Here is a 20,901-nt window from a genome sequence, read left to right on the forward strand (position 1 = left end):
AAAATCCCGATAACTTTTGAAGTTATCGGGATTTCTAATGTATAAGTATGTGAATACTATTGGTTCATGGTCATCAAGAACTCTTCGTTGTTTTTAGTTTGCTTGATGCGTTGTTCTATAAATTCCATTGCTTCCACAGGGTTCATATCGGCAAGATATTTTCGTAAGACCCACATGCGATGAATGGTGTTTTCATCCAACAGAAGATCATCACGACGTGTACTGGAAGAGGTAAGGTCGATGGCCGGGAATATTCTTCTATTGCTAATTTTACGATCGAGTTGTAGTTCCATGTTGCCGGTACCTTTGAATTCTTCAAAAATAACTTCGTCCATTTTAGAGCCCGTTTCGGTAAGTGCTGTTGCAATAATCGATAACGATCCGCCATTTTCAATGTTACGCGCAGCTCCAAAGAAACGTTTTGGTTTGTGTAGCGCATTGGCGTCAACACCACCACTCAATACTTTACCCGAAGCCGGTTGTACTGTGTTGTAGGCTCTTGCCAAACGCGTTATAGAATCTAAAAGAATAACTACATCGTGTCCGCATTCCACCAAACGTTTTGCTTTTTCCAAAACAATATTGGCTACGCGCACATGTTCTGTTGCTTCTTTGTCGAATGTAGAGGCTACTACTTCGCCTTGAACATTACGTTGCATGTCTGTAACTTCCTCAGGGCGTTCATCGATCAATAAAATAATCTGATAAACCTCTGGGTGGTTAGCGGCAATAGCGTTCGCTATGGCCTTTAAAAGCATAGTCTTACCCGTTTTGGGTTGCGATACGATCATACCACGTTGTCCTTTACCTATAGGAGAGAACAAATCGATAATTCGCGTAGAGATATTACTCTGACGATCTGCTAGATTGAATTTTTCTTCAGGGAACAAAGGGGTCAAGTGTTCAAACGATACTCTGTCGCGAACTACTTGTGGATCGATTCCGTTTATTTTATTCACCTTGATCAAAGGAAAATATTTTTCTCCTTCTTTTGGAGGGCGTACATTGCCCAGAACGGTATCCCCCGTTTTTAAGCCGAAAAGACGAATCTGAGATTGTGATACATAAATATCATCGGGAGAAGACAAGTAGTTGTAGTCTGACGAACGCAAGAAGCCGTAACCATCTTGCATAATGTCTAATACGCCTTCACTTTCAATGATACTGTCGAACTCGAACTCGGGCTCTTTGTATCTGTTCTTTAAATCTTTATCAAAGTTGCTTGTACGCTTGTCTTGACCATTTTTTTGATGATGGCTAGCTTTTTTATTGCTTGGACCCTTGTGGGGCGTGGGCGCGCTTTGATGGTCCTTTTTCGGATGATTGGTATTTGTGCTCGCCCGAGGCTGAGGTTTTTTGTTTTCAGGCTCATTTTCCGGGGCCTTGTCTGTATTGTTGGGCGCTTCTCTTTTTGCTAAGCGCTCTCTTTTAGGTTTCGGTTCTCTTTTTTCAGCCGGCTCCCTCTTTTCAGAAGGTTCCCTTTTTGCTGCGGGCTCTCTTTTGATAGTGGGTTTCGCCTTTGCAGCTGGAGCTCTTCTTGGCTTTTCTTCGGTAGGTTTTTCCTCCGTTATTTCGGTAACCACTGCGGCGGCGGCCTTAGGATTCGAAGCTTGTAGGTCTAGAATTTGATATACTAGATCCAGTTTTTTTAAAGTCTTGAATTTTGGAACGTTAAGTCCCTTTGCAATTTCCTGAAGCTCAGGCAGCTTTTTTGCTTTTAAATCTGAAATCTCAAACATTAAGTATGGTATAAATTATACGTCTTTAGATAATAGTAAGAAGTGTATTGTTATCTGGGTATTACATGGGAAAGATTTCCCGTTTGGTAAGGGCTATAACTAATAACGGTACAATAATACGAATTATTTTGATCAATTAGTCGATATTTTTTGAAAAGACATGTATTTTTGCATCTATAAAGGTAAAATTATAATGATCCAGCGTATACAGACTATTTTCCTCTTCGTAGTTATCCTCTTGACCGGAGTGTTACCGTTCTGGGTGAATTTGTGGTCAGATGCGAATGGTAACGAAATTTATGCTGACAATGAAATCATGGTATCGGGACTATTTTACGTTTCTGCCGTATTGGCCATGATTGCCATTTTACTTTTTAAAAATCGAAAAAATCAATTTGTATTAAACAGATTGAATATGATATTGAATCTTTTTTTACTAGGATTTTTCGTTTATCGGTCGCTAAACTTATCCGGAGAGACCTCGGTCTCAGAGAAGGGTATTGGGATGTTGATTCCTGTATTTTCTATCGTTTTTTTGGTCCTGGCCAACAGGGCTATCAAGAAGGATGAAGATCTCGTGAAATCTGTTGATCGTCTGCGTTAAACCTAACATCTTAGTAAGTATTAGTGCGTGTAAACCCCGATGGAAGCATCGGGGTTTTTAATTTTCAGAAAGTTACTTATTGCGAATAGACTTTTATTCCGCAGCTTTTGTAGCATCGTTCCAATCGTCAGTTCTAAATGAAGATGCCGGTAATAGGTTGGTGTCAAAAAGCGTACCTACGACCCAGTTGCGCCATGCATATCTTACAGCGGCAGGGTTTGGTACTTTGACGCTCTTCACTAATACATCTTTACGGTCTATGATGGTTGCTTCGGCAGGGTAAAAGACTTTGTCTTCTCCTGCAATCTCGAAGCCTTGTAGCTCGTCGTGGGCGAAAAGACCCGTTTCAGCGTTGTCAAATTTTAAAAGAAGACCTCCTTCTTGGGCCTCCAAAGAAGCAAAGGTCGGCCCGGCATAATCTATGGTCTTGAAACCGTATGTCTCATTCAGTGCATTGAAAAGCAAACGGTCGGCCACTTCTTTCTTTTTTGGAGGATGAATACAATAGTCATCGCCTATATCCATGGTGACGGCCATACCCGAATTCGGAATAAGGTCTAAACATTGTAATTGTGTCTCGCGAATAAATGCAGAGTTGTCAGATGTTGCGAACACTTCATTGTCACCATACATATAAGGTGCTATCTGTACATAATAGAACGGAAAATCGCCAATGCCCCATCGTGTTCGCCAATCTTTTACCATGGCTGGGAATAGGTTTTTGTAGTTTTCCGGTTCTCCCCGGTTTGATTCCCCTTGATACCACAATGCGCCTTTTATGGTGTATGGAATCAACGGATGGATCATCGAATTGTATAGTGCCGTAGGGATATGATTGGTGCCTTTTGTGATGTCAACGCCATCAAGGTCCACTTTTTGATAATTTTCCATGGCTTCTTTACTTAGCCAGGCCTGTACACTGCTTCCTCCCCATGAGGTGTGAATCATGCCCACCGGAACGTCTAAAATTTCTTGTAATCGTTGTCCATAAAAATAAGCTATAGCACTAAAATCTTTGACTGTCTCAGGACTTGCCGCTTGCCATCCGGTAAATTTTTCTATATCTTTTAAGGGGGTTTTAGAACCGATACGATCTACTGTAAATAGACGTAAATTCGGATTTTTAGATGAGGAAATTGCTTCTAGCGCTCCAAAAGTAGGTTGGCCGGTATAGCCGTTCAGCGGTTGTTGCATATTTGATTGTCCTGAACAAAGCCAGACCTCTCCAAAAAGAATGTTTTCCAGTAAAATATTCGAACCATCCCCTGTTATTTTTATCGTTTGAGCGTTTTTGTCGTTGGTGGTCTTTATCTCGGTTTTCCAATTCCCCGCCTTATCGGTCTTTATCTGTAAAGGGGTGTCGAGCCATGACGCACTGATGGTTATTTTCTCACCCGCATCGGCCCACCCCCAAAGTGTTACGGTCGTATTGCGTTGCAAAACCATATCGGAGGAAACAATGGCGGGCAATTTTACTTCCGCTCGGCCCGGAGTGGTAAGTAATAGGCATAAAAGCATTGCAAAATAAAATGGTGTTTTTTTCATTCTTTAAGGTTTTAATTGGAGCGTTGTGCTTCCTTTAAATTTAAGTGTTTCGTAGTATTTCTTAATTTATTCCCTAAAAATAAACAATCTTATCGCTTTCCCAATTCAATGACTTCCAAATCTTTAATATCGGCACCATTGATGACAAATCGCAACATGGTGCGTACTTGGTGAAAACCGTGTTTGCCGCACGCTCCGGGGTTCATATGCAAGACTCCAAGTTTTTTGTCCCACATGACTTTTAAAATATGGGAATGGCCACTTATAAATAGCTTTGGGGGGTTCTCAAGTATTTCTGCTCGTGTTCTGGCATTGTATTTAGGAGGGTAACCACCGATGTGTGTCATGTAAACGGCCACTTTTTCACATAAGAATCGGGCATTCAACGGAAATTCTTTTTGAATTATATGGTCATCGATATTGCCATGTACGCCTCTAACCGGTTTGATTTTCGCCAGGGTATCGGTTACCGCAAGATTTCCGATGTCGCCGGCATGCCATATTTCATCGGCCTGTTTGGCATATTTTAGAATAGCATCATCGATATGGCTATGGGTATCGGAAAGCAGTAGAATTTTTGTCATATATTAGAATTCATCGTCGGCCGCTCGGAGTTTATGGGAAGTATCTTGGTACTCCTAACTCCTAACTATTATCTTTGCACGCACAAAGCTAAAGAATCACGTTGAGATATTTTATAGAGTTTTCATACGTCGGGAAACAATACCACGGCTGGCAGAACCAACCCAATGCCATAAGTGTGCAACAAGTTTTGGAAGACGCGCTTTCAAAGCTTCTTCGGCAAACTATTGCGCTAGTTGGCGCAGGGCGCACCGATGCGGGGGTTCATGCAAAGCAAATGTTCGCGCACTTCGATTATGATTCGGTCGATGACACGAATGGTCTCGTATACCGATTGAATGCTTTTCTGCCAGATGACATTGCCGTACACTCTATATTTGAAGTCGAAGCTGGTTCCCATGCCCGTTTTGATGCCATTGAACGTGCCTATGAGTATTGGGTCTTACAAAAGAAAAATCCGTTTTATGCAGAAGCAGCGCATTATGTAAAGCATCCGCTAGATGTGAAAAAAATGAACGAAGCGGCTGCGCAACTTTTGGAATATGAAGATTTTGAATGTTTTTCAAAATCGAACACTGATGTTAATACCTATTTGTGTGCTATAAAAAGGGCGGAATGGGTCGACCAGAAGGGGGTTTTGGTGTTTACCATTGTAGCGGATCGCTTTTTAAGAAATATGGTCAGGGCCATTGTGGGCACGCTACTGGATGTGGGCACAGGGAAGAATAGTATTGAAGATGTTAAGGCCATCATAAAAAGCGGTGACCGAAGAAATGCAGGACCTTCAGTCCCTGCAAAAGGGTTATATTTGACGAAAGTTTTGTATCCAGAAACCATTTTAAATAGTACCAAAATTAATTAACTCTAGCCTTCTAAATCACGATATAAAATTTAGATTTGGTCGAAAGTTGGTCGATTTTAATAATAAATAAGTATGAGCACAGACACGGGGAAAGCTTTTGATACTCGACTCTTCAAACGGGTAATGGCGCATACCCGGCCTTACAAGTTTACTTTTATTTTAGTGGCCGTAGCGGCCATTGTTTCATCAGGTTTTGCAGTAATGAGTCCTTATATTTTGCAGAATATAGTTGATGATGCGATCATCAAATCCGATTCCGAAAAATTACTGTCACTTACCTTGCTTATGTTGGTCGTGTTATTAGGGCAGGTCATAAGCCAATTGTTGTTCAATTACTACGCGAATTGGCTCGGGGAATCTGTAATCAAAGACGTTCGTATCGACCTTTTTAAGCACATGCTTGGGTTTCGTATGAAGTATTTTGATAATTCTTCCTTAGGGGTTTTGGTTACACGGGCGGTAGCTGATATGCAGCGTATCGGGGAAATTTTCAGCCAAGGCTTTTTTGTCATTTTTGCCGATCTATTAAAAATGCTTGCTGCTGCCGCAATGATGTTGTACATGAATTGGAAGTTATCGCTTATCGTTTTCGCCATACTTCCGGTTATCTTGTATGCTACCCGTTTGTTTCAGCAAGCGATGAAAGTAGCCTTTATAGAAGTACGTGCCCAAGTCTCTAATTTAAACTCTTTTGTTCAAGAGCGTATTACGGGTATGAAAATCGTGCAGTTGTTTACGCGGGAAAAAATTGAGGCCGAAAAATTTCGTGAAATCAATGAAAAGCATCAAAATGCCTGGCTTAAAACGGTATGGTACAATTCCATTTTCTTTCCTATAGCAGAAATTGTTTCCTCGGTTGCAGTTGGTTTGGTGGTTTGGTACGGTGGTCTTCAAAACGTGACGAATATTGGTGATAACATTGCAGGAACGATATTCGCATTTATTTTATTTATTGAGATTCTATTTCGACCGCTCCGTCAAATCGCCGATAAATTCAATACGTTGCAAATGGGTATGGTGGCCGCAAATCGGGTTTTTAAGATATTGGATACCGAAAGCAATATTGAAGATTTGGGTACAGAAGTGAAGGATACAGTTAAAGGAGATATTAAATTTTCGGATGTACATTTTGGGTATTTGGAAGATGAAGAAGTGCTACACGGAATTTCCTTTGAAGTGAAAGCCGGAGAAACCGTGGCCATTGTTGGAGCTACCGGTGCCGGAAAATCTACCATTATTAATCTGCTCAACCGGTTTTATGAAATCAATTCCGGAAGCATTTCCGTCGATGGAATTGATATCAAAGATTACAAATTGGCTTCCTTAAGAGGGCATATCGCCGTAGTTTTGCAAGATGTTTTCCTTTTTGCCGATACCATAGCCAACAATATTTCATTAAAAGATCCTTCCGTAAGTGTTGATGATATTGAGCGGGCGGCCAAAGAGATCGGGGTGCATGAATTTATAAGCAGTTTACCGGGCGGGTATCAATACAATGTTAAAGAGCGGGGCACTATGCTTTCAAGTGGTCAACGCCAGCTTATAGCATTTTTACGGGCGTATGCCAGCAATCCGAGTATTTTGGTATTGGATGAAGCAACATCTTCGGTCGACACCTATTCTGAACAACTGATACAGCGGGCTACCGATAAAATTACTGAAGGTAGAACCAGTATCGTTATAGCGCACCGTTTGGCAACAGTTAAGAAAGCGGACAAAATTTTGGTTATGGATGCCGGTAAGATTGTCGAAACGGGTACCCACAAACAACTTTTGAAACAGGATGGTTATTACAGCGGACTTTATGAGGCCCAGTTTATGGCCGAAGAGGTGGCCTAATTAAATCAAATCCTCCTCCAACATGGTTTTGAGTTCCTCTAAATCTTTGAAATGGGCAAAACCTCCATTCTTTATATAAGATATGCCCCCTGTTTCTTCGCTTACCACTAACGATAATGCATCTGTCTTTTCTGAAATACCTAGTGCCGCGCGATGTCGCAATCCATATTTTAAAGGAATCTTACGTTCGTTGGAGACGGGAAGGATAACCCTTGTTGCAACGATGTAATTATTTACGATTACCGCTGCACCATCATGTAGCGTACTGTTTTTATAGAATATACTTTCTATAATGGGCTGGTTGATTTCAATGTTCATTTTATCCCCAGTAGATTTTATAAAATCCAAAGAATTATTACGCTCGATAACCAAAATGGCACCCGTTTTGGTCTCACTCAGTTTTTGGCATGCATTTACAATTTCATCAATATTTGTAGAGGTCGTCAATCCTTCTTGCCGTAAAAATTTAAAGTGTTTGAGAAAATTGCGCTTGTTGGCGAAATTGGTAGACCCGATCATCAATAAAAACTTCCGGATCTCTTGTTGAAATACAATAATCAATGCAATAAGGCCCACTTGCATAAATGCCCCGACCATACTGCTGATCATTTCCATACCCAAGAGTTCGGTGAGTTTCCAAAAGCCCCAAACGATAACAATGCCCAAAAAGATATTGATCGCAACGGAGCCGCGGACCAATTTATAGATGTAGTAGAGAAGTACTGCGACTAAAATGATGTCGAGGACATCGGTAATCTCGAAGTCGATAAAATTCAAAAAATCCAATTAGTACCGTTTTTGTAAAATTATGAAAAATAGATGAACAAAAATTCAAACCTTTTATGAAGCAAGTGCTTTTGCCAATTTAATACATTCTACAGCCTCTTTTACATCGTGCACCCTTAAAATGGAAGCTCCTTTTTGCAGGGCTACCATATTCAGTGCGGTAGTTCCATTGAGCGCGTTTTCGGCACTACCGCCTAAAATTTTATAGATCATTGATTTTCTGCTTAGACCGGCCAAGATGGGAAGTTCAAAGGTTTGAAACAAGTGCAACTGTCGAAGCAACTCGTAATTTTGTGCTATATTTTTGGCGAACCCAAAACCCGGGTCAACCATCAGGTCATTAATTTGCTTAGCTCTTGCCAAAACGATGCGTTCAGAAAAGAATTGAAGTATCTCTGTAAGTAAATTTTCATAATTGGTCTGCTGTTGCATGTTTTTGGGATTGCCCCGCATGTGCATCATAATATAGGGTACTTGATAGGCCGCAATAGTGTCAAACATGTTTTCGTCTAGCATTCCTGCGGAAATATCATTAATCATTGCCGCACCTACCTGCAAACATTCCTTGGCAACATTACTACGAAAAGTGTCAATGGATAGTAGGCTTTCAGGAAATTCTTTCTGTAGCGCTTCTATCACCGGAACTATTCTTTTTGTTTCGGCTTCTTCCGATATTTCCGTTGCCCCCGGCCGCGAACTATATGCGCCCACATCGATGAAGGTGGCCCCTTCATGTAGCATACTTTCCACCTGCAGTAAAATATTCTTTTCTTTGGTGTACTTTCCACCGTCATAAAAAGAATCAGGGGTTATATTGAGAATACCCATGACCTTGGGTTGGCTCAGATCAATTAAATTTCCTTTGCAATTGATAGTCATAATTTGATAAAGTTGGAGGAATTGGGCTTGATAAACCGAGTTTAAAACGCGAACTTTGGCGAATTGAAATTTTAAGCGAAATTTACCATTTAAGTGGTAGTAAAAAAAATAGATGCAGCAAACTTCTGAACAATACGATGCGGTAGTAGCTATTTGCCGGAATCTGTTTCAAAAAAAAATGAAGGATTATGGCAGCGCTTGGCGAATTTTAAGGCTTCCTTCCCTGACCGATCAGATATATATCAAAGCTCAACGTATACGAAGTTTGCAAGAAAACGAAGTTCGTAAAGTAGATGAGGGAGAACGTTCTGAATTTATCGGTATCATTAATTATGCGATAATGGCCCTCATTCAATTGGAAATGGGCATCGCCTCTGAACCTGATCTTTCCGAGGAAAAAGCCGTAGCACTTTATGATAAGCATATTTCGGAAACAAAATCACTTATGGAGAAAAAGAACCATGATTATGGAGAGGCTTGGCGTGATATGCGCATAAGTTCTTTGACCGACTTGATTTTGCAGAAATTGTTGCGCGTTAAACAGATAGAAGATAACAAAGGGAAAACTTTGGTCAGTGAGGGAATCGATGCCAATTATCAGGATATGATAAATTATGCCATTTTTGCACTTATCCATATGGATGAGCACCAATCTGAAAAGGGGTAAACTTTCATTAAAGCACGGTATGACCCTAGCATATAATTTACACTGCAATTCTTAATGTTAATCTAATAATCAGTGTGTCGGATAGCATAATATTCACTTAAAGAAAACATGAAATATATAGTCGGTTTATCACGTATAATAGTTGGAGTTCTTTTTATTATTAGCGGGTTCATAAAACTCAATGACCCTGTTGGTTTCTCATTCAAACTGCAAGAATATTTCAGTGCCGGCGTTTTAGATCTTCCGTTTTTTGAGCCGTATGCATTGACTATTTCTATTTTTGTTGTCATTTTCGAGGTGATGTTGGGCGTAATGCTCTTGACTGGCTTTCGGGTGAAGTTTACAGTGTGGAGCTTATTGCTAATGATTGTGTTTTTTACCTTCCTGACATTTTATTCGGCCTATTTCAATAAGGTGACCGACTGTGGTTGCTTTGGAGATGCTATCAAATTGACTCCATGGGAATCGTTCACAAAAGATATTGTACTTCTGGTATTGATTGTTGTTTTATTTGTAGGCAGTAAGCATATTAAGTCGGTTTTTGGCCCGAATACCAAAAGAATCGTTACTGTAATCGCATTGGTGTTATGCGGAATCTATGCCAATTACGTGCTAAATCATTTGCCGGTAATTGACTTTAGACCGTATAAAATCGGTGCAAATATCGAGCAGGGTATGGGAGTCCCCGAAGGTGCGCCCAAAGCTATATTTGAATATGCATGGAAATTTAAGGTCGATGGCGAGGAAAAGGTTTTTGTTACCCAAGGCGATTATCCGACGGTCGATGGTGAATTTATCGATGTCGAGACGACTGAAATACAAAAAGGTTATGAACCGCCCATACATGATTTTACCATAGAACAAGAAGGTGAAGACTTTGCAGCGACCTTACTTCAAAAACCGAAATTAATCATGGTGGTGGCTTACGATTTGCGAAAGAGCCATATGCCCGTTTTTGAACAAATAAAGCAAATTACCGATAGTGCGGTAAAGAAGGGATATAAAGTAATTGGTATGTCGGCATCCAATGATGAACAGACCCAACAATTACGTCAGACCTACGATTTGAATTTTGAGTTTTATTTTACTGATGAAACTACATTGAAGACTATAGTTCGTTCGAACCCGGGAGTTTTGGTGTTGGAAAAAGGAACTATCAAGCAAAAAGTACATTATAACGATTTAGGAGATTTGGAATTCAATTAATCGGATTTTAAAGCTGATGCATTGGATGAAATCAAAGAGTATAGAATTTTAGAAACTAAACACATCGAAAATGAGAAGTAAAATTGTTGCAGGAAATTGGAAAATGAACAAAAATATGAAAGAGACGGAAGCCTTGCTTACCGAACTTTCAGCAAAACTGCCCGATACAAAAGCCGAAGTCATGGTGGCACCTACTTTTGTTAATTTGGCCAAGGCCGTACGTACGTTGGAAACTTCGACTATTGAGGTTATTGCACAGAACGTCCATTTCGCAGAAAACGGAGCCTATACCGGTGAAATTTCTGCAGATATGTTATTGAGTGTGGGGGTCGAGACTGTCATTATAGGTCATTCAGAAAGAAGAGCTTATTTTGGAGAAACCGATGAGATTTTGGCTAAAAAAGTGGTTACGGCATTGGGCAAGGGCATGCGTGTCATGTTTTGCTTTGGGGAAGAATTGGAAGATAGAAAATCTGGCAACCATTTTAACCTTGTTGAAAGCCAACTGAAGAATGCACTATTTTCTTTGGATGCTAGTGTATGGTCGAAAATTATATTGGCTTATGAGCCTGTTTGGGCAATTGGTACAGGTGAAACTGCATCTCCCGAGCAAGCCCAAGAAATGCACGCCTTTATTCGAAAAACAATTACGGAAGCTTATGATGCAACTATAGCCAATAATGTTTCTATTCTTTACGGAGGAAGCGTTAAACCGGCCAATGCAGAAGAAATTTTCTCAAAACCTGATGTTGATGGGGGACTCATTGGTGGGGCGTCATTAAAAGCTGATGACTTTGTGGCAATTATAAGTGCCATTTAGAGCTAAAACGTCTTTTTAGGAGGTTTTTACTTCGAAGAAATGAGAACCTCCTATTTTTCATTCATATTATGAAGTAGCGCATGTCAAATACCATTTATGTAGAATATAATTTTAAGATTGAGCCTCAACAACCTGCTTCCGATATTTTAATTGCCGAATTGGGAGAGGCCGGTTTTGAAAGTTTTGTCGAGAATGAGGAAGGGATTTTGGCGTACATTCAAAAAACGGATTGGAACGACACTATTCTTAAAGGCATCCAGATTTTTGATAATAAGAATTTTAAAATTGATTTCTCTTTAAAAGAAATCGAACAAGAAAATTGGAATGCGACTTGGGAGCAGAATTTCGATCCTATTCAAGTAGGTGACCAATGTATGGTCCGTGCTCCTTTTCATGCAAAACCAACGACAAAATACGATATCGTCATTGAACCAAAGATGAGTTTTGGAACTGGGCACCACGAAACTACCCATATGATGTTACAGTTTATTTTGGACCACGATTTTGACGGTAAATCGGTGTTGGATATGGGTTCGGGAACTGGCGTACTGGCTATCTTGGCCGCAATGAAAGGCGCTTCTCATGTTGATGCCATCGATATTGATAATTGGTGTTATGTGAACGCCAAAGAAAACGTGCAACGGAACAACTGTGACCATATCAATGTGAAAGAGGGGGATAGTAGTCTGTTGGGATCGATGAAATACGATATTATTTTGGCCAATATTAATCGAAATATATTGTTGGAAGATATCCCGCGATATGCCGAATCACTAAAAAAAGATGGACAGCTATTTCTAAGTGGGTTTTATTCCGAAGACATTCCTACGATTTCTGCAAAATGTAGGGAGTTAAACCTAGAATTTGAAAAAAACATCGAAAAAAATAATTGGGTTGCCGTAAAATATGTATTTTAGGGAGTGTTATACTGGTAGAAATGAATGTATAAATGTTATCACTATGAGCACCAAAGAAAAAATATCGGAAGAGCTGCTTTTAGAGGAAAAAGTAGTGAAACAGAATGAAATTGTACTTTTCAACGACGAGGTCAACACTTTTGATCATGTTATTGAAACATTAATCGCTGTTTGCGATCACACTCCTGAGCAAGCCGAACAATGCGCTTTGATAGTTCATTACAACGGCAAATGCACTGTCAAAACAGGAGAGTACAATGATTTGGAACCACAATGTAGTGGATTGCTACAAGCCGGACTGAGTGCTGAAATCGTTTAGTGCGTAAAGCCTAACGTTATAGCATGGTTTTCCTTGGCTTATTGCAGGCCGTCACCATACCAAGATGTTTTTTGGTAGCCAAAAAGTATTCCCTAATTTCTTGTAAAATCTTTTCTTATTGTAGTACACTGTCGTGCTAATATTTTAGACGTTCTAGGGTCTGAAATCCACGGATAATCTTAAATCCGGCTACTATTAGTTGCATAATAAGGAATTTGAGATGCTGTCAACTTTCTATCCCTGATTCCCTGGTCATTTTCAAACTTTTAAATCATTTCATATTTCACGGTTAAAGCCCGTATTTTAGTAATTCGGCAGAAATTGATATTTGCCCAGAACTTAAATAATAGAATAACATACTGGCTGTTTGCCTTGGAAAGCTTTGTGGTGTGCGGTTTGCTTGCTATTGTAGTTTTCGATTAATGTAAGAAATATACCTAACCCTTTTCAGCTGCAAAAGTGGTATATTCCATGCCTTAAATGTTCGTAGTAATAATTGTGCGATGAATGGCTCTCTCAAAAAAATATAAGATTAGTTCTGGCGATTTCAACCTGCTGTTCAATACCTTATTTACGCCACTTTGCCTATTTGCAAACAAATTTTTGAACGATATCGAGATTTCTAAAGATGTCGTACAAGAGGTTTTTGTTCAGGTGTGGAATAAAAGAATTGAATTCAATGACGAAGTGGTGGTCAAATCGTATCTATACGCTTCTGTTAAAAACAAATCCCTAGATTATTTGAAGAGTAAACATTTCAAGGTGAAATCGGATGTCAAAATAGAACAGCTGAAAAAAGTGGAATCCAATTCTTTTTTCTTAAGGGAAGTGATGCTGTCGGAAACCTATGAAATAATTGCGGCCGCCTTGGAGAAATTACCTATGAAGTCAAGGGAGGTTACTAAATTAAGTGTTTTAGGTTTGTCAAATCAACAAATTGCCGAAGAACTTGATATTTCTGTGAACACTGTTAAAACGCAAAAACGCATAGCCTATAAAAAGCTAAGAGCAGTTTTAAAAAAGGATTACTTTCTTTTTCTCTCCATATTTTTGACATAAGTTAAAAAAATCACAATTTTTTTTCACCCTGTTTAACGTTTCTCTCGTCTTATTAAAAAATGAGGGGAATGTAACTGCATATTCCATCTAATTGAAGCATATGGGTTATTTAAGAAAAGTGATAGTAATGGCCAAATCGATTGCGGCAAAAGTTCTTAGCGGGGAACAGGTCGATGAGGCTCCTCTGAAGGAAATCTTTTCTGATGAGGATAAGAATCATATCCTTTCACAACTTAATGATAAAACTGCCTTAAAAACATATCAGAAGACTAGAAGCGATTTAAACAATGACAGAGCTGAGCAGTGGAAAAAGCTTGAGTCGTTGTCGGTGAAAAAGCCAAAGGTTTTAACACTTAGGTTTCTTGGGCGTTTAGCGGCTGTCTTTATTGGTCTTGTCGCATTATCGGGGTATTTGTTTTATCAGATTTCCGCTGATTCCAATGCTGACGTTCAAATTCCTGAGGATGTCATTACGTTAGAACTTGAAGATGGTACCATCAAGGTTATTGATCCTGAAAAAGGAAACAAGATAACGAATGCTAAAGGGGAAGTAATCGGGGTTCAAAACAAAGATTCTATAAGTTATAAAACTGCGTCGGCCGAAGAGAAACTTGCCTATAATGTTCTTAAAGTACCCTATGGGAAAAAATTCCTGATTTCACTATCTGATGGTACATCGGTACACTTGAATGCCGGTACGTCACTTAGGTATCCTATAAAATTTTTGAAAGGTCATAAGAGGGAAGTTTTTTTGGATGGGGAGGCTTATTTCAATGTGGCAAAGGACAAACAGCATCCTTTTTTGATCAATACGGGTAAACTGAACATAGAAGTATTGGGCACCAAATTCAACATATCATCTTATGAAGAGGACCCGCAAGTAAATACAGTAGTCGTTTCCGGTCTGGTAAAGGTATATGATGACACTTCTGATAATAGTGATTTGGTTACTCCGGGTCGCATGGCTTCTTGGGATAGGCTTACGGAAAGCACGATAGTCACCGAAACGGAATTGGATTTACATGTAGGATGGATAGAAGGAAAATTAGTGTTCAGAAGAACCACTTTTGGGGCAATGATAAAAAAATTGGAACGGTTTTATGATGTCGAGATAACCAGTACCAATGAAGCGCTCAATGAAACCGTATTCAGTGCCTCTTTTGATTTGAATATCGAAAGTATTGACCAAGTGCTGAACTACATATCTAAAAATTATCCTTTTACCTATACCAAAAATCAAAATGGGATAACCATAAATTGAATAATAACCTTAAAATCCAAAACGATATGAAATGAAAGTAGTACAAATCTTGTGTTAGGGAAGCCGAGAAATATGCGCGCAAAGGCATGGGGCTTCTTGAGATGAGTGAATTATGATTTTAATTAACTAAATTAACTACACCGAAAAATGAAAAAAAAGAAAAGAGGCACGCAACGCCCAAACCTTTTTAACTTTGGTCTAAAAATGAAGCTAACTACAATACTCTTAATTGTTTCGCTTTTTAAGATTCAGGCCAACACGTATTCACAGAACACAAAAATTACGCTCAACTTAAAGAATGTTAGTCTAGAAGAGGTCTTCAATGAAATTGAAGCAAAGACAGAATTTAGGTTCTTATATAATAATGAAGAGGTGGACCCTGATAGAAAGGTCTCCATCAATGTTAGCAAAAAACGTATAGCTATAGTTTTACGCGAAATTTTTCAAAATACTTCAATAGATTATAAAGTATTTGATAATCGCCAGATTGTACTGAGCGATGTCAAAGAGAATTCAACAATACCAGATAGTAATATCAAGGTTGGCAAAACCGTTCAAAATCAAGTTACCGGTACTGTGACTGATGAAGATGGGGTTCCTTTACCCGGAGTAAACGTCGTGGAAAAAGGTACTTCTAATGGGGCATCGACTGATTTTGACGGTAATTATGTCATTACGGTATCCGATACGGCTACTTTGGTATTTTCTTCTCTTGGTTATACAACAAAGGAATTGGCTGTTGGAAGCCGCGACACTATTAATATGGTGTTGGAAGAAGATGCTAGTCAATTGGATGAAGTGGTTGTAACGGCCTTAGGGATTAAGAAAGATGCCAAAGCACTGGGGTATTCCGTTGCTAAGGTCGATACCGAGCGAATTCTTGCAAGTGGTACACCTGTTAATGCATTGCAATCATTGTACGGTACAGCTTCAGGTGTTTCTGTGGCCTCCACGGCAATTGGCCCTTCCGGAGGTATGAAAATCAATATTCGTAACGCTGTTTCGTTTGACGAAAATTCTACGACCAGACCTTTGATTGTAGTCGATGGAGTACCTATTCACGATGAGAATACAAGTATAAGCTATAACGAGCGCAGCGGTAGGGACAACGGTACCGGCATTAATGATATCAACCCTGATGATATTGCATCCTTTGAGATTCTAAAAGGAGCGAAGGCTTCTGTGCTATATGGTAGTGAAGGGGCGAACGGCGTAATATTGATTACGACCAAGAGTGGTACAAAAGGCCAAGGGCTAGGTGTTTCTGCCTCATTTACCACTTCAATGGATAAAAGTGCCTTCATGCCCGAGTTTCAAGATCAATATGGTACAGGTAGAAGCCCAAGTAACACCCAAACCGATGCTCAGGGTTATTATCTTGATGATAATAACCAAAGAGCATTGGACGTTGCAGGTGCAGCTTTCGGACCTAAATTCGATCCAAACGTAAACTTGAATTGGTGGGACGGATCAAAAAAACCATGGGTAGCCAATAGACAAACAGTTTATGATCAGTTGTTCAGAACAGGTATTCAACAAACTGCCAATGTTGCCGTAAGTGGCGGTAATGACAAGGGATCTATGCGATTCTCTTATACCAATATGCGCTTAACGCCGGTGTTCTTAAATTCAGAGTACAAGAAGAATACTTTTAGTTTAAGTTCTACTTATAAGTTGAATGACTTTATATCAGTAAGGTACGTGGGTAACTACTATACGACAAATAATCTAAATTCGGCTTATGCGGGATCTTTTGATGCCCAAGGGGCAAGATCATCTTTAGGTGCATATTCTAGAGATATTGATGTTGATTTGTTACGAAGCACTATGGTAACCGATAATGGTTATAACTACTTTTCGAACCCTGATTTACAGAGCAATTTTATTTCTGGAGGAAGGCAATCTGTTATAGGTACATTATGGGACTGGACACAGAATGAATCCATTTTTAAGCGGGTTCACAGTATTCAATCGTTAACCCTTGACTTGACGTTCAATGATGTTTTTACTGCCACTGTTTTAGGAGGATTGGATAATACTACAGAGCACAATACTTACAAAGGGAAACTACAAGATCCTAGTTTGATTGGCCCAAATAGTGGCTCGGTTTATACAGATGACACTAGAAATATTCGTAAGACCTATGGTCAAGCCACTTTTAACTTCGATACCAGCATCAAAGAATTTGGTTTATCCGGTTTTGTGGGTGGAGCTATTAGAAACAATTTTACAGAAAGAAAAGGTGCTTCCGTTATCGGAGGAATGGTTATTCCGAATTTCTTTTCCTTCTCGAATCTTCCATCAGGTGTTCAGCCTGTATATACATTCGACAATGGAGAAGATATGCTGTACAGTTTGTTAGGTTCTTTTCAAGTCGACTGGAGAGATCAATTGTATGTTGAGGTTCAGGGCCGCCAAGATTGGTCTTCGATCTTACCTCCACAGAACAACAGTTATTTCTACCCTGGTGCCAGCGTAGCTTGGATTGCTTCCAACTCTTTTAACTTGCCAGATGTTGTGCAATTTTTAAAGCTTAGAACTTCATGGGCAGATGTAGGTCGCCCAGGACCACGATACTTCAGTAATGTAAACCTAGGTGTTTCGGCATCGGGAAGTGGCTTTATTTTATCGCCTCCTGGTGACCTTCCTCCAATCGATGACAATTTCGTTCCGAACTTAAAACCAGAACGTAAGCGTGAATACGAAGTAGGTCTTGAAGCATATTTATTCGATAAAAGAAGGTTGGGTATTGACTTCTCATTGTATCATTCGAACACTTACGATCAAATAATGAAAGTAACGGCACCTCCAGGTCTTGGTGTAAACAACATCAGGTTGAATGCCGGTGATGTCGCCAATACAGGTTGGGAATTGGCTCTTAAGACGATTCCTGTCCTTGGGAAAGATTTCCAATGGAATTTCGATATGACTTTTGCCGCTAGTAAAACCAAAGTTGAAAGACTTGATGGAGAACTTACTTCTTTGTCATTATGGGGAACAAACGGTTTGAACGCCGTGGCAGAAGTTGGTGGTGAATATGGAGTGATTTATCAGCAAAGGGGATGGCAGAACTATATCAATCCTTCAGATGATAATGATCCCAATAATGGCCAACGAATCGTTGATGGTGATGGGGCTCGTTATAGTTATTCAACAAGTAGCAATAGAAAAGTGGGTAAATTGTTGCCCGACGTCACCGGTGGTGCGTTCAGTAGTTTCAACTATAAAAACTTTGGTTTGGTGGTCAATTTAGACTACTCTTTTGGAGCTACATTTATTCATGAAGCCGAAACCTATATGATGGCTTCTGGTGTTTTAAATGAAACCTTGCAATATAGGGATGCAGAAAACGGAGGTGTTGCCTATTATTTAGATAACGGTGGACAGAAAGTGGCAGGTGCCAATCCTGGTGCTGGACCGACCTATAATGATGGAGTCTTGTTGAACGGTGTATATTCTGATGGTACTCAAAATAATCAAGTAGCTTCTGCTGAAGATTATTATTACCAGTCATACTTTTCAAATGGCTTTTTTCCTCAAGACCGTCTTTTTAAGAGTGATTATGTTGCCCTACGAAATATTTCATTGACTTATAGACTCCCTGATCTTTCTAAAAGAATAGGGTTGACCAATATAGAATTCTCTGTATTTGCCAATAACGTGGCTTATCTTTATAAGGCAGCTCCCAATACCATACCCGAATCATCAAACGGAACAGGATGGTCTAGTGGATCATATGGAACCACTGCACTTCCTGCTCAGCGCTCGGTAGGATTGTCGGTAAAAGCAAAACTATAATTAAACAAATAGAATTATGAAAAATATAATTTTTAAATCGATCTTGTCACTCCTGGTCTTGGTAAGTTCTGTGGGTTGTCAAGACACATTGGAAGAGTTGTACCAAGATCCAGACGGATTTTCTAAGCAGCAGGCTGATGCCGCGGGTATTAGTATCATTGCAGGTTATTTCACATCGCAACTTACGCGAGGATTTTTCTTGCGGGGCGATTATGGTTCGGCATATCATCAATTAAGAAGTGGTTCGCGTATCATGGGAACTGGGGTTCAGCTTTATTATACGGTTAGTGATTATGGCCTGTCATATACGCTTCAAGATGTTGAAAATGATTGGGGTTCCAATTCCTTCAATAGAGGCGTATTCAATAATGTGAATAGTGCATGGGTCAAACAAGTACTGTGGGCACAAAAGGAATATAATAAAATTTCTGAGGAAGACCGTACTATAATGGATGAGCTTTATATGAAGTTGCTGCACGTCATGAAGGCCTATGCGTTTCAGCGGGCAACTGATTTGTATGACGAAGTTCCTTATTTTCAAACAGGGTCGGCAGGTGCCCTTGACGGGGAAAAAGCGGAGTATCTTGGTCAAGAAGAGATATATCCTATCATTATTGAAGAATTGAAAGAGGTTGAGACCTATCTTGAGGGAGTTGTTTTGTCTTCGGCTGAGCAAGGGTCTTTTCAACAGCAAGATGTTATATTTGGCGGAAATTTGATGCAGTGGCGAAAATACATCAACTCGCTACGTTTGCGTTGGGCCATGAATGTTAGCGAAGTGATGCCTAGTCTCACCACTTCGGTATTGTCGGAATTGGACGGTAAGCCGTTGTTCGATCAGTACACTGATGTAGCCGGTTTGGCTGATATTGCAATCGTTGAGCCTTACCGTTTGCAAGTGGAATTGGGTATAACAAGGGCATTTCGGGAACGAGCTGATGAGTGTAGGGCCCCTAAACGATTTTTAGAAGACGTTATGCACTGTGTGCCAACGGAAAGTAGTGTCGTAGTTAATGGAGAAACCTTGTTCTACTTCGATGGTGACAATTCTGAAACAGGTCTTATGGATGGCACCGTCGACCCTAGAACAGCCTATATTTACTCAAAGGATATTTTAGGACGGTATGTGGGTGCGGAAACTACTTGGGACGATGGCAGTGATCCGAACAGTTATTTTAGTAAGGCGATGAGAGCATATTATATCAATCATCCTATAATGACTGATCCTGGTGTAACCGAGATAACTTTTGGTACCCCTGGAAATGAGCAGAAGATTACATTAAGCGACGAAGCTGCGGCCGATTTATCGCAAAGGGAAGCATTTTTGTTGAAAGCATTTAGGGAGCATTGTAGCCAATATAATGATATTAGTTGGACTATTGGTACCGACAAAAACATGATTTCGGAGTATAATGTTCGTCCACAATATAACTTTGATGTACGGTATCCCACGCTCCATGCGGTCGAAACTGAACTTTCATTGGCCGAAGCAGCCGTTAGAGGATTCGGTACGCTAAACGGATCGGCGGAGGATCATTATAGAAATGCTATAGAACTATCTTGTAAGTATTGGTATGATTTAAATACCGATAATAACTACTCTCAACAAACCACACCCTCATTTCCAAGTAACATGGATCAATCTAGAATTGATAGGGATAGGCCAAGTATGCAATACGACCCGGGCGCCTATGCGGCGAACGAGGCCCAGCGATTTGCCGGATTGAGTAGTGAAGAAAAGGTTAGAGCTATTTTTAATCAATTACAATTGCACTATAATATGTTCAATTTTGAGACTCCTTATGCTGCGGCACGCCGTTTGGTCAATTATCTTGGTGATAATCCTGGATCTCCCTACGAGGTATTCCAATGGAAAGAGCGGTTTCTTTACAACCCAAGTATTCAAGCGACAGATCCAGAAAATTGGGCAAAAATTAGCCAGCATGACGATTTTAATCTGCCACTTTGGTTTACAGGGCGTCAGACCAAATGGAAAAATGTGTTGGAATAAAAATCTA

At 39.9% G+C, this 20,901-nt stretch carries 17 protein-coding genes; 12 read left to right on the plus strand and 5 right to left on the minus strand.

The window, feature by feature from the left end:
* Window positions 1-56: 56 nt before the first annotated feature.
* Window positions 57-1,739, minus strand: coding sequence for a transcription termination factor Rho (rho, locus tag BLS33_RS13910; protein WP_089890283.1), 1,683 nt, complete (start codon window positions 1,737-1,739; stop codon window positions 57-59).
* A 193-nt stretch (window positions 1,740-1,932) separates the two neighbouring features.
* Here rho and BLS33_RS13915 point away from each other — a divergent pair, with 193 nt between their 5' ends.
* Entirely contained in the window at window positions 1,933-2,343 is a 411-nt protein-coding gene (locus tag BLS33_RS13915; protein WP_089890481.1) for a DUF4293 domain-containing protein, read from the plus strand.
* Window positions 2,344-2,436: 93 nt separating this feature from the next.
* On the opposite strand, the gene BLS33_RS13920 is transcribed toward BLS33_RS13915, so the two are convergent.
* Both BLS33_RS13920 and BLS33_RS13925 read right to left on the minus strand, forming a co-directional pair.
* A complete protein-coding gene (locus BLS33_RS13920; protein ID WP_089890286.1) occupies window positions 2,437-3,888 on the minus strand; it encodes a sialate O-acetylesterase in 1,452 nt (483 codons plus the stop codon).
* Between the two features lie 89 nt (window positions 3,889-3,977).
* Window positions 3,978-4,472, minus strand: a complete 495-nt coding sequence (locus BLS33_RS13925; RefSeq protein ID WP_089890290.1) for a metallophosphoesterase family protein — start codon at window positions 4,470-4,472, stop codon at window positions 3,978-3,980.
* 101 nt (window positions 4,473-4,573) lie between these two features.
* On the opposite strand from BLS33_RS13925, the gene truA reads away from it, so the two are divergent.
* Together truA and BLS33_RS13935 are read left to right on the plus strand one after the other, a co-directional pair.
* Window positions 4,574-5,332 (plus strand): tRNA pseudouridine(38-40) synthase TruA, encoded by a 759-nt coding sequence (gene truA, locus BLS33_RS13930; RefSeq protein ID WP_089890295.1) that lies wholly within the window; start codon window positions 4,574-4,576, stop codon window positions 5,330-5,332.
* Between the two features lie 72 nt (window positions 5,333-5,404).
* Window positions 5,405-7,171 carry an ABC transporter ATP-binding protein gene (locus BLS33_RS13935; RefSeq protein WP_089890298.1) on the plus strand — a complete coding sequence of 589 codons (1,767 nt, stop codon included), beginning with the start codon at window positions 5,405-5,407 and terminating at the stop codon, window positions 7,169-7,171.
* Here the strand turns inward: BLS33_RS13935 and cdaA are convergent, their stop codons facing one another.
* Entirely contained in the window at window positions 7,172-7,957 is a 786-nt protein-coding gene (cdaA, locus tag BLS33_RS13940) for a diadenylate cyclase CdaA (protein WP_089890303.1), read from the minus strand.
* A 54-nt stretch (window positions 7,958-8,011) separates the two neighbouring features.
* A complete protein-coding gene (folP, locus tag BLS33_RS13945; protein WP_089890309.1) occupies window positions 8,012-8,836 on the minus strand; it encodes a dihydropteroate synthase in 825 nt (274 codons plus the stop codon).
* Window positions 8,837-8,948: 112 nt separating this feature from the next.
* Here folP and BLS33_RS13950 point away from each other — a divergent pair, with 112 nt between their 5' ends.
* The 9 genes from BLS33_RS13950 to BLS33_RS13990 all read left to right on the plus strand — a co-directional run bounded on the left by BLS33_RS13950 (window position 8,949) and on the right by BLS33_RS13990 (window position 20,894).
* Window positions 8,949-9,503 (plus strand): DUF1599 domain-containing protein, encoded by a 555-nt coding sequence (locus tag BLS33_RS13950; RefSeq protein WP_089890312.1) that lies wholly within the window; start codon window positions 8,949-8,951, stop codon window positions 9,501-9,503.
* 108 nt (window positions 9,504-9,611) lie between these two features.
* Window positions 9,612-10,709, plus strand: a complete 1,098-nt coding sequence (locus tag BLS33_RS13955) for a BT_3928 family protein (protein ID WP_089890315.1) — start codon at window positions 9,612-9,614, stop codon at window positions 10,707-10,709.
* 70 nt (window positions 10,710-10,779) lie between these two features.
* Entirely contained in the window at window positions 10,780-11,529 is a 750-nt protein-coding gene (gene tpiA / locus BLS33_RS13960) for a triose-phosphate isomerase (protein ID WP_089890318.1), read from the plus strand.
* 80 nt (window positions 11,530-11,609) lie between these two features.
* Window positions 11,610-12,446 carry a 50S ribosomal protein L11 methyltransferase gene (prmA, locus tag BLS33_RS13965; RefSeq protein ID WP_089890321.1) on the plus strand — a complete coding sequence of 279 codons (837 nt, stop codon included), beginning with the start codon at window positions 11,610-11,612 and terminating at the stop codon, window positions 12,444-12,446.
* A 43-nt stretch (window positions 12,447-12,489) separates the two neighbouring features.
* Window positions 12,490-12,765: an ATP-dependent Clp protease adaptor ClpS gene (locus BLS33_RS13970; RefSeq protein ID WP_089890485.1), complete on the plus strand. Its 276-nt coding sequence runs from the start codon at window positions 12,490-12,492 to the stop codon at window positions 12,763-12,765.
* Between the two features lie 507 nt (window positions 12,766-13,272).
* Window positions 13,273-13,824: an RNA polymerase sigma-70 factor gene (locus tag BLS33_RS13975; protein WP_245731451.1), complete on the plus strand. Its 552-nt coding sequence runs from the start codon at window positions 13,273-13,275 to the stop codon at window positions 13,822-13,824.
* 100 nt (window positions 13,825-13,924) lie between these two features.
* A complete protein-coding gene (locus tag BLS33_RS13980; protein WP_089890324.1) occupies window positions 13,925-15,085 on the plus strand; it encodes a FecR domain-containing protein in 1,161 nt (386 codons plus the stop codon).
* A 147-nt stretch (window positions 15,086-15,232) separates the two neighbouring features.
* Entirely contained in the window at window positions 15,233-18,883 is a 3,651-nt protein-coding gene (locus tag BLS33_RS13985; protein WP_089890327.1) for a SusC/RagA family TonB-linked outer membrane protein, read from the plus strand.
* A gap of 16 nt (window positions 18,884-18,899) precedes the next feature.
* Window positions 18,900-20,894, plus strand: a complete 1,995-nt coding sequence (locus BLS33_RS13990) for a SusD/RagB family nutrient-binding outer membrane lipoprotein (RefSeq protein WP_089890331.1) — start codon at window positions 18,900-18,902, stop codon at window positions 20,892-20,894.
* The last annotated feature ends 7 nt before the right edge of the window (window positions 20,895-20,901 follow it).

Source organism: Kriegella aquimaris, assembly GCF_900103215.1.
GTDB classification, from domain to species: Bacteria; Bacteroidota; Bacteroidia; order Flavobacteriales; family Flavobacteriaceae; genus Kriegella; species Kriegella aquimaris.

What these genes read in the sequence shown, in the direction of transcription:
- BLS33_RS13955 (WP_089890315.1), top strand. Translation starts at nt 9,612, where the DNA reads ATGAAATATATAGTCGGTTTATCACGTATAATAGTTGGAGTTCTTTTT.
- rho (WP_089890283.1), bottom strand. Translation starts at nt 1,739, where the DNA reads ATGTTTGAGATTTCAGATTTAAAAGCAAAAAAGCTGCCTGAGCTTCAG.
- folP (WP_089890309.1), bottom strand. Translation starts at nt 8,836, where the DNA reads ATGACTATCAATTGCAAAGGAAATTTAATTGATCTGAGCCAACCCAAG.
- BLS33_RS13990 (WP_089890331.1), top strand. Translation starts at nt 18,900, where the DNA reads ATGAAAAATATAATTTTTAAATCGATCTTGTCACTCCTGGTCTTGGTA.
- BLS33_RS13915 (WP_089890481.1), top strand. Translation starts at nt 1,933, where the DNA reads ATGATCCAGCGTATACAGACTATTTTCCTCTTCGTAGTTATCCTCTTG.
- BLS33_RS13920 (WP_089890286.1), bottom strand. Translation starts at nt 3,888, where the DNA reads ATGAAAAAAACACCATTTTATTTTGCAATGCTTTTATGCCTATTACTT.
- prmA (WP_089890321.1), top strand. Translation starts at nt 11,610, where the DNA reads ATGTCAAATACCATTTATGTAGAATATAATTTTAAGATTGAGCCTCAA.
- BLS33_RS13935 (WP_089890298.1), top strand. Translation starts at nt 5,405, where the DNA reads ATGAGCACAGACACGGGGAAAGCTTTTGATACTCGACTCTTCAAACGG.
- BLS33_RS13970 (WP_089890485.1), top strand. Translation starts at nt 12,490, where the DNA reads ATGAGCACCAAAGAAAAAATATCGGAAGAGCTGCTTTTAGAGGAAAAA.
- tpiA (WP_089890318.1), top strand. Translation starts at nt 10,780, where the DNA reads ATGAGAAGTAAAATTGTTGCAGGAAATTGGAAAATGAACAAAAATATG.
- BLS33_RS13980 (WP_089890324.1), top strand. Translation starts at nt 13,925, where the DNA reads ATGGGTTATTTAAGAAAAGTGATAGTAATGGCCAAATCGATTGCGGCA.
- BLS33_RS13975 (WP_245731451.1), top strand. Translation starts at nt 13,273, where the DNA reads ATGGCTCTCTCAAAAAAATATAAGATTAGTTCTGGCGATTTCAACCTG.
- BLS33_RS13985 (WP_089890327.1), top strand. Translation starts at nt 15,233, where the DNA reads ATGAAAAAAAAGAAAAGAGGCACGCAACGCCCAAACCTTTTTAACTTT.
- BLS33_RS13950 (WP_089890312.1), top strand. Translation starts at nt 8,949, where the DNA reads ATGCAGCAAACTTCTGAACAATACGATGCGGTAGTAGCTATTTGCCGG.
- BLS33_RS13925 (WP_089890290.1), bottom strand. Translation starts at nt 4,472, where the DNA reads ATGACAAAAATTCTACTGCTTTCCGATACCCATAGCCATATCGATGAT.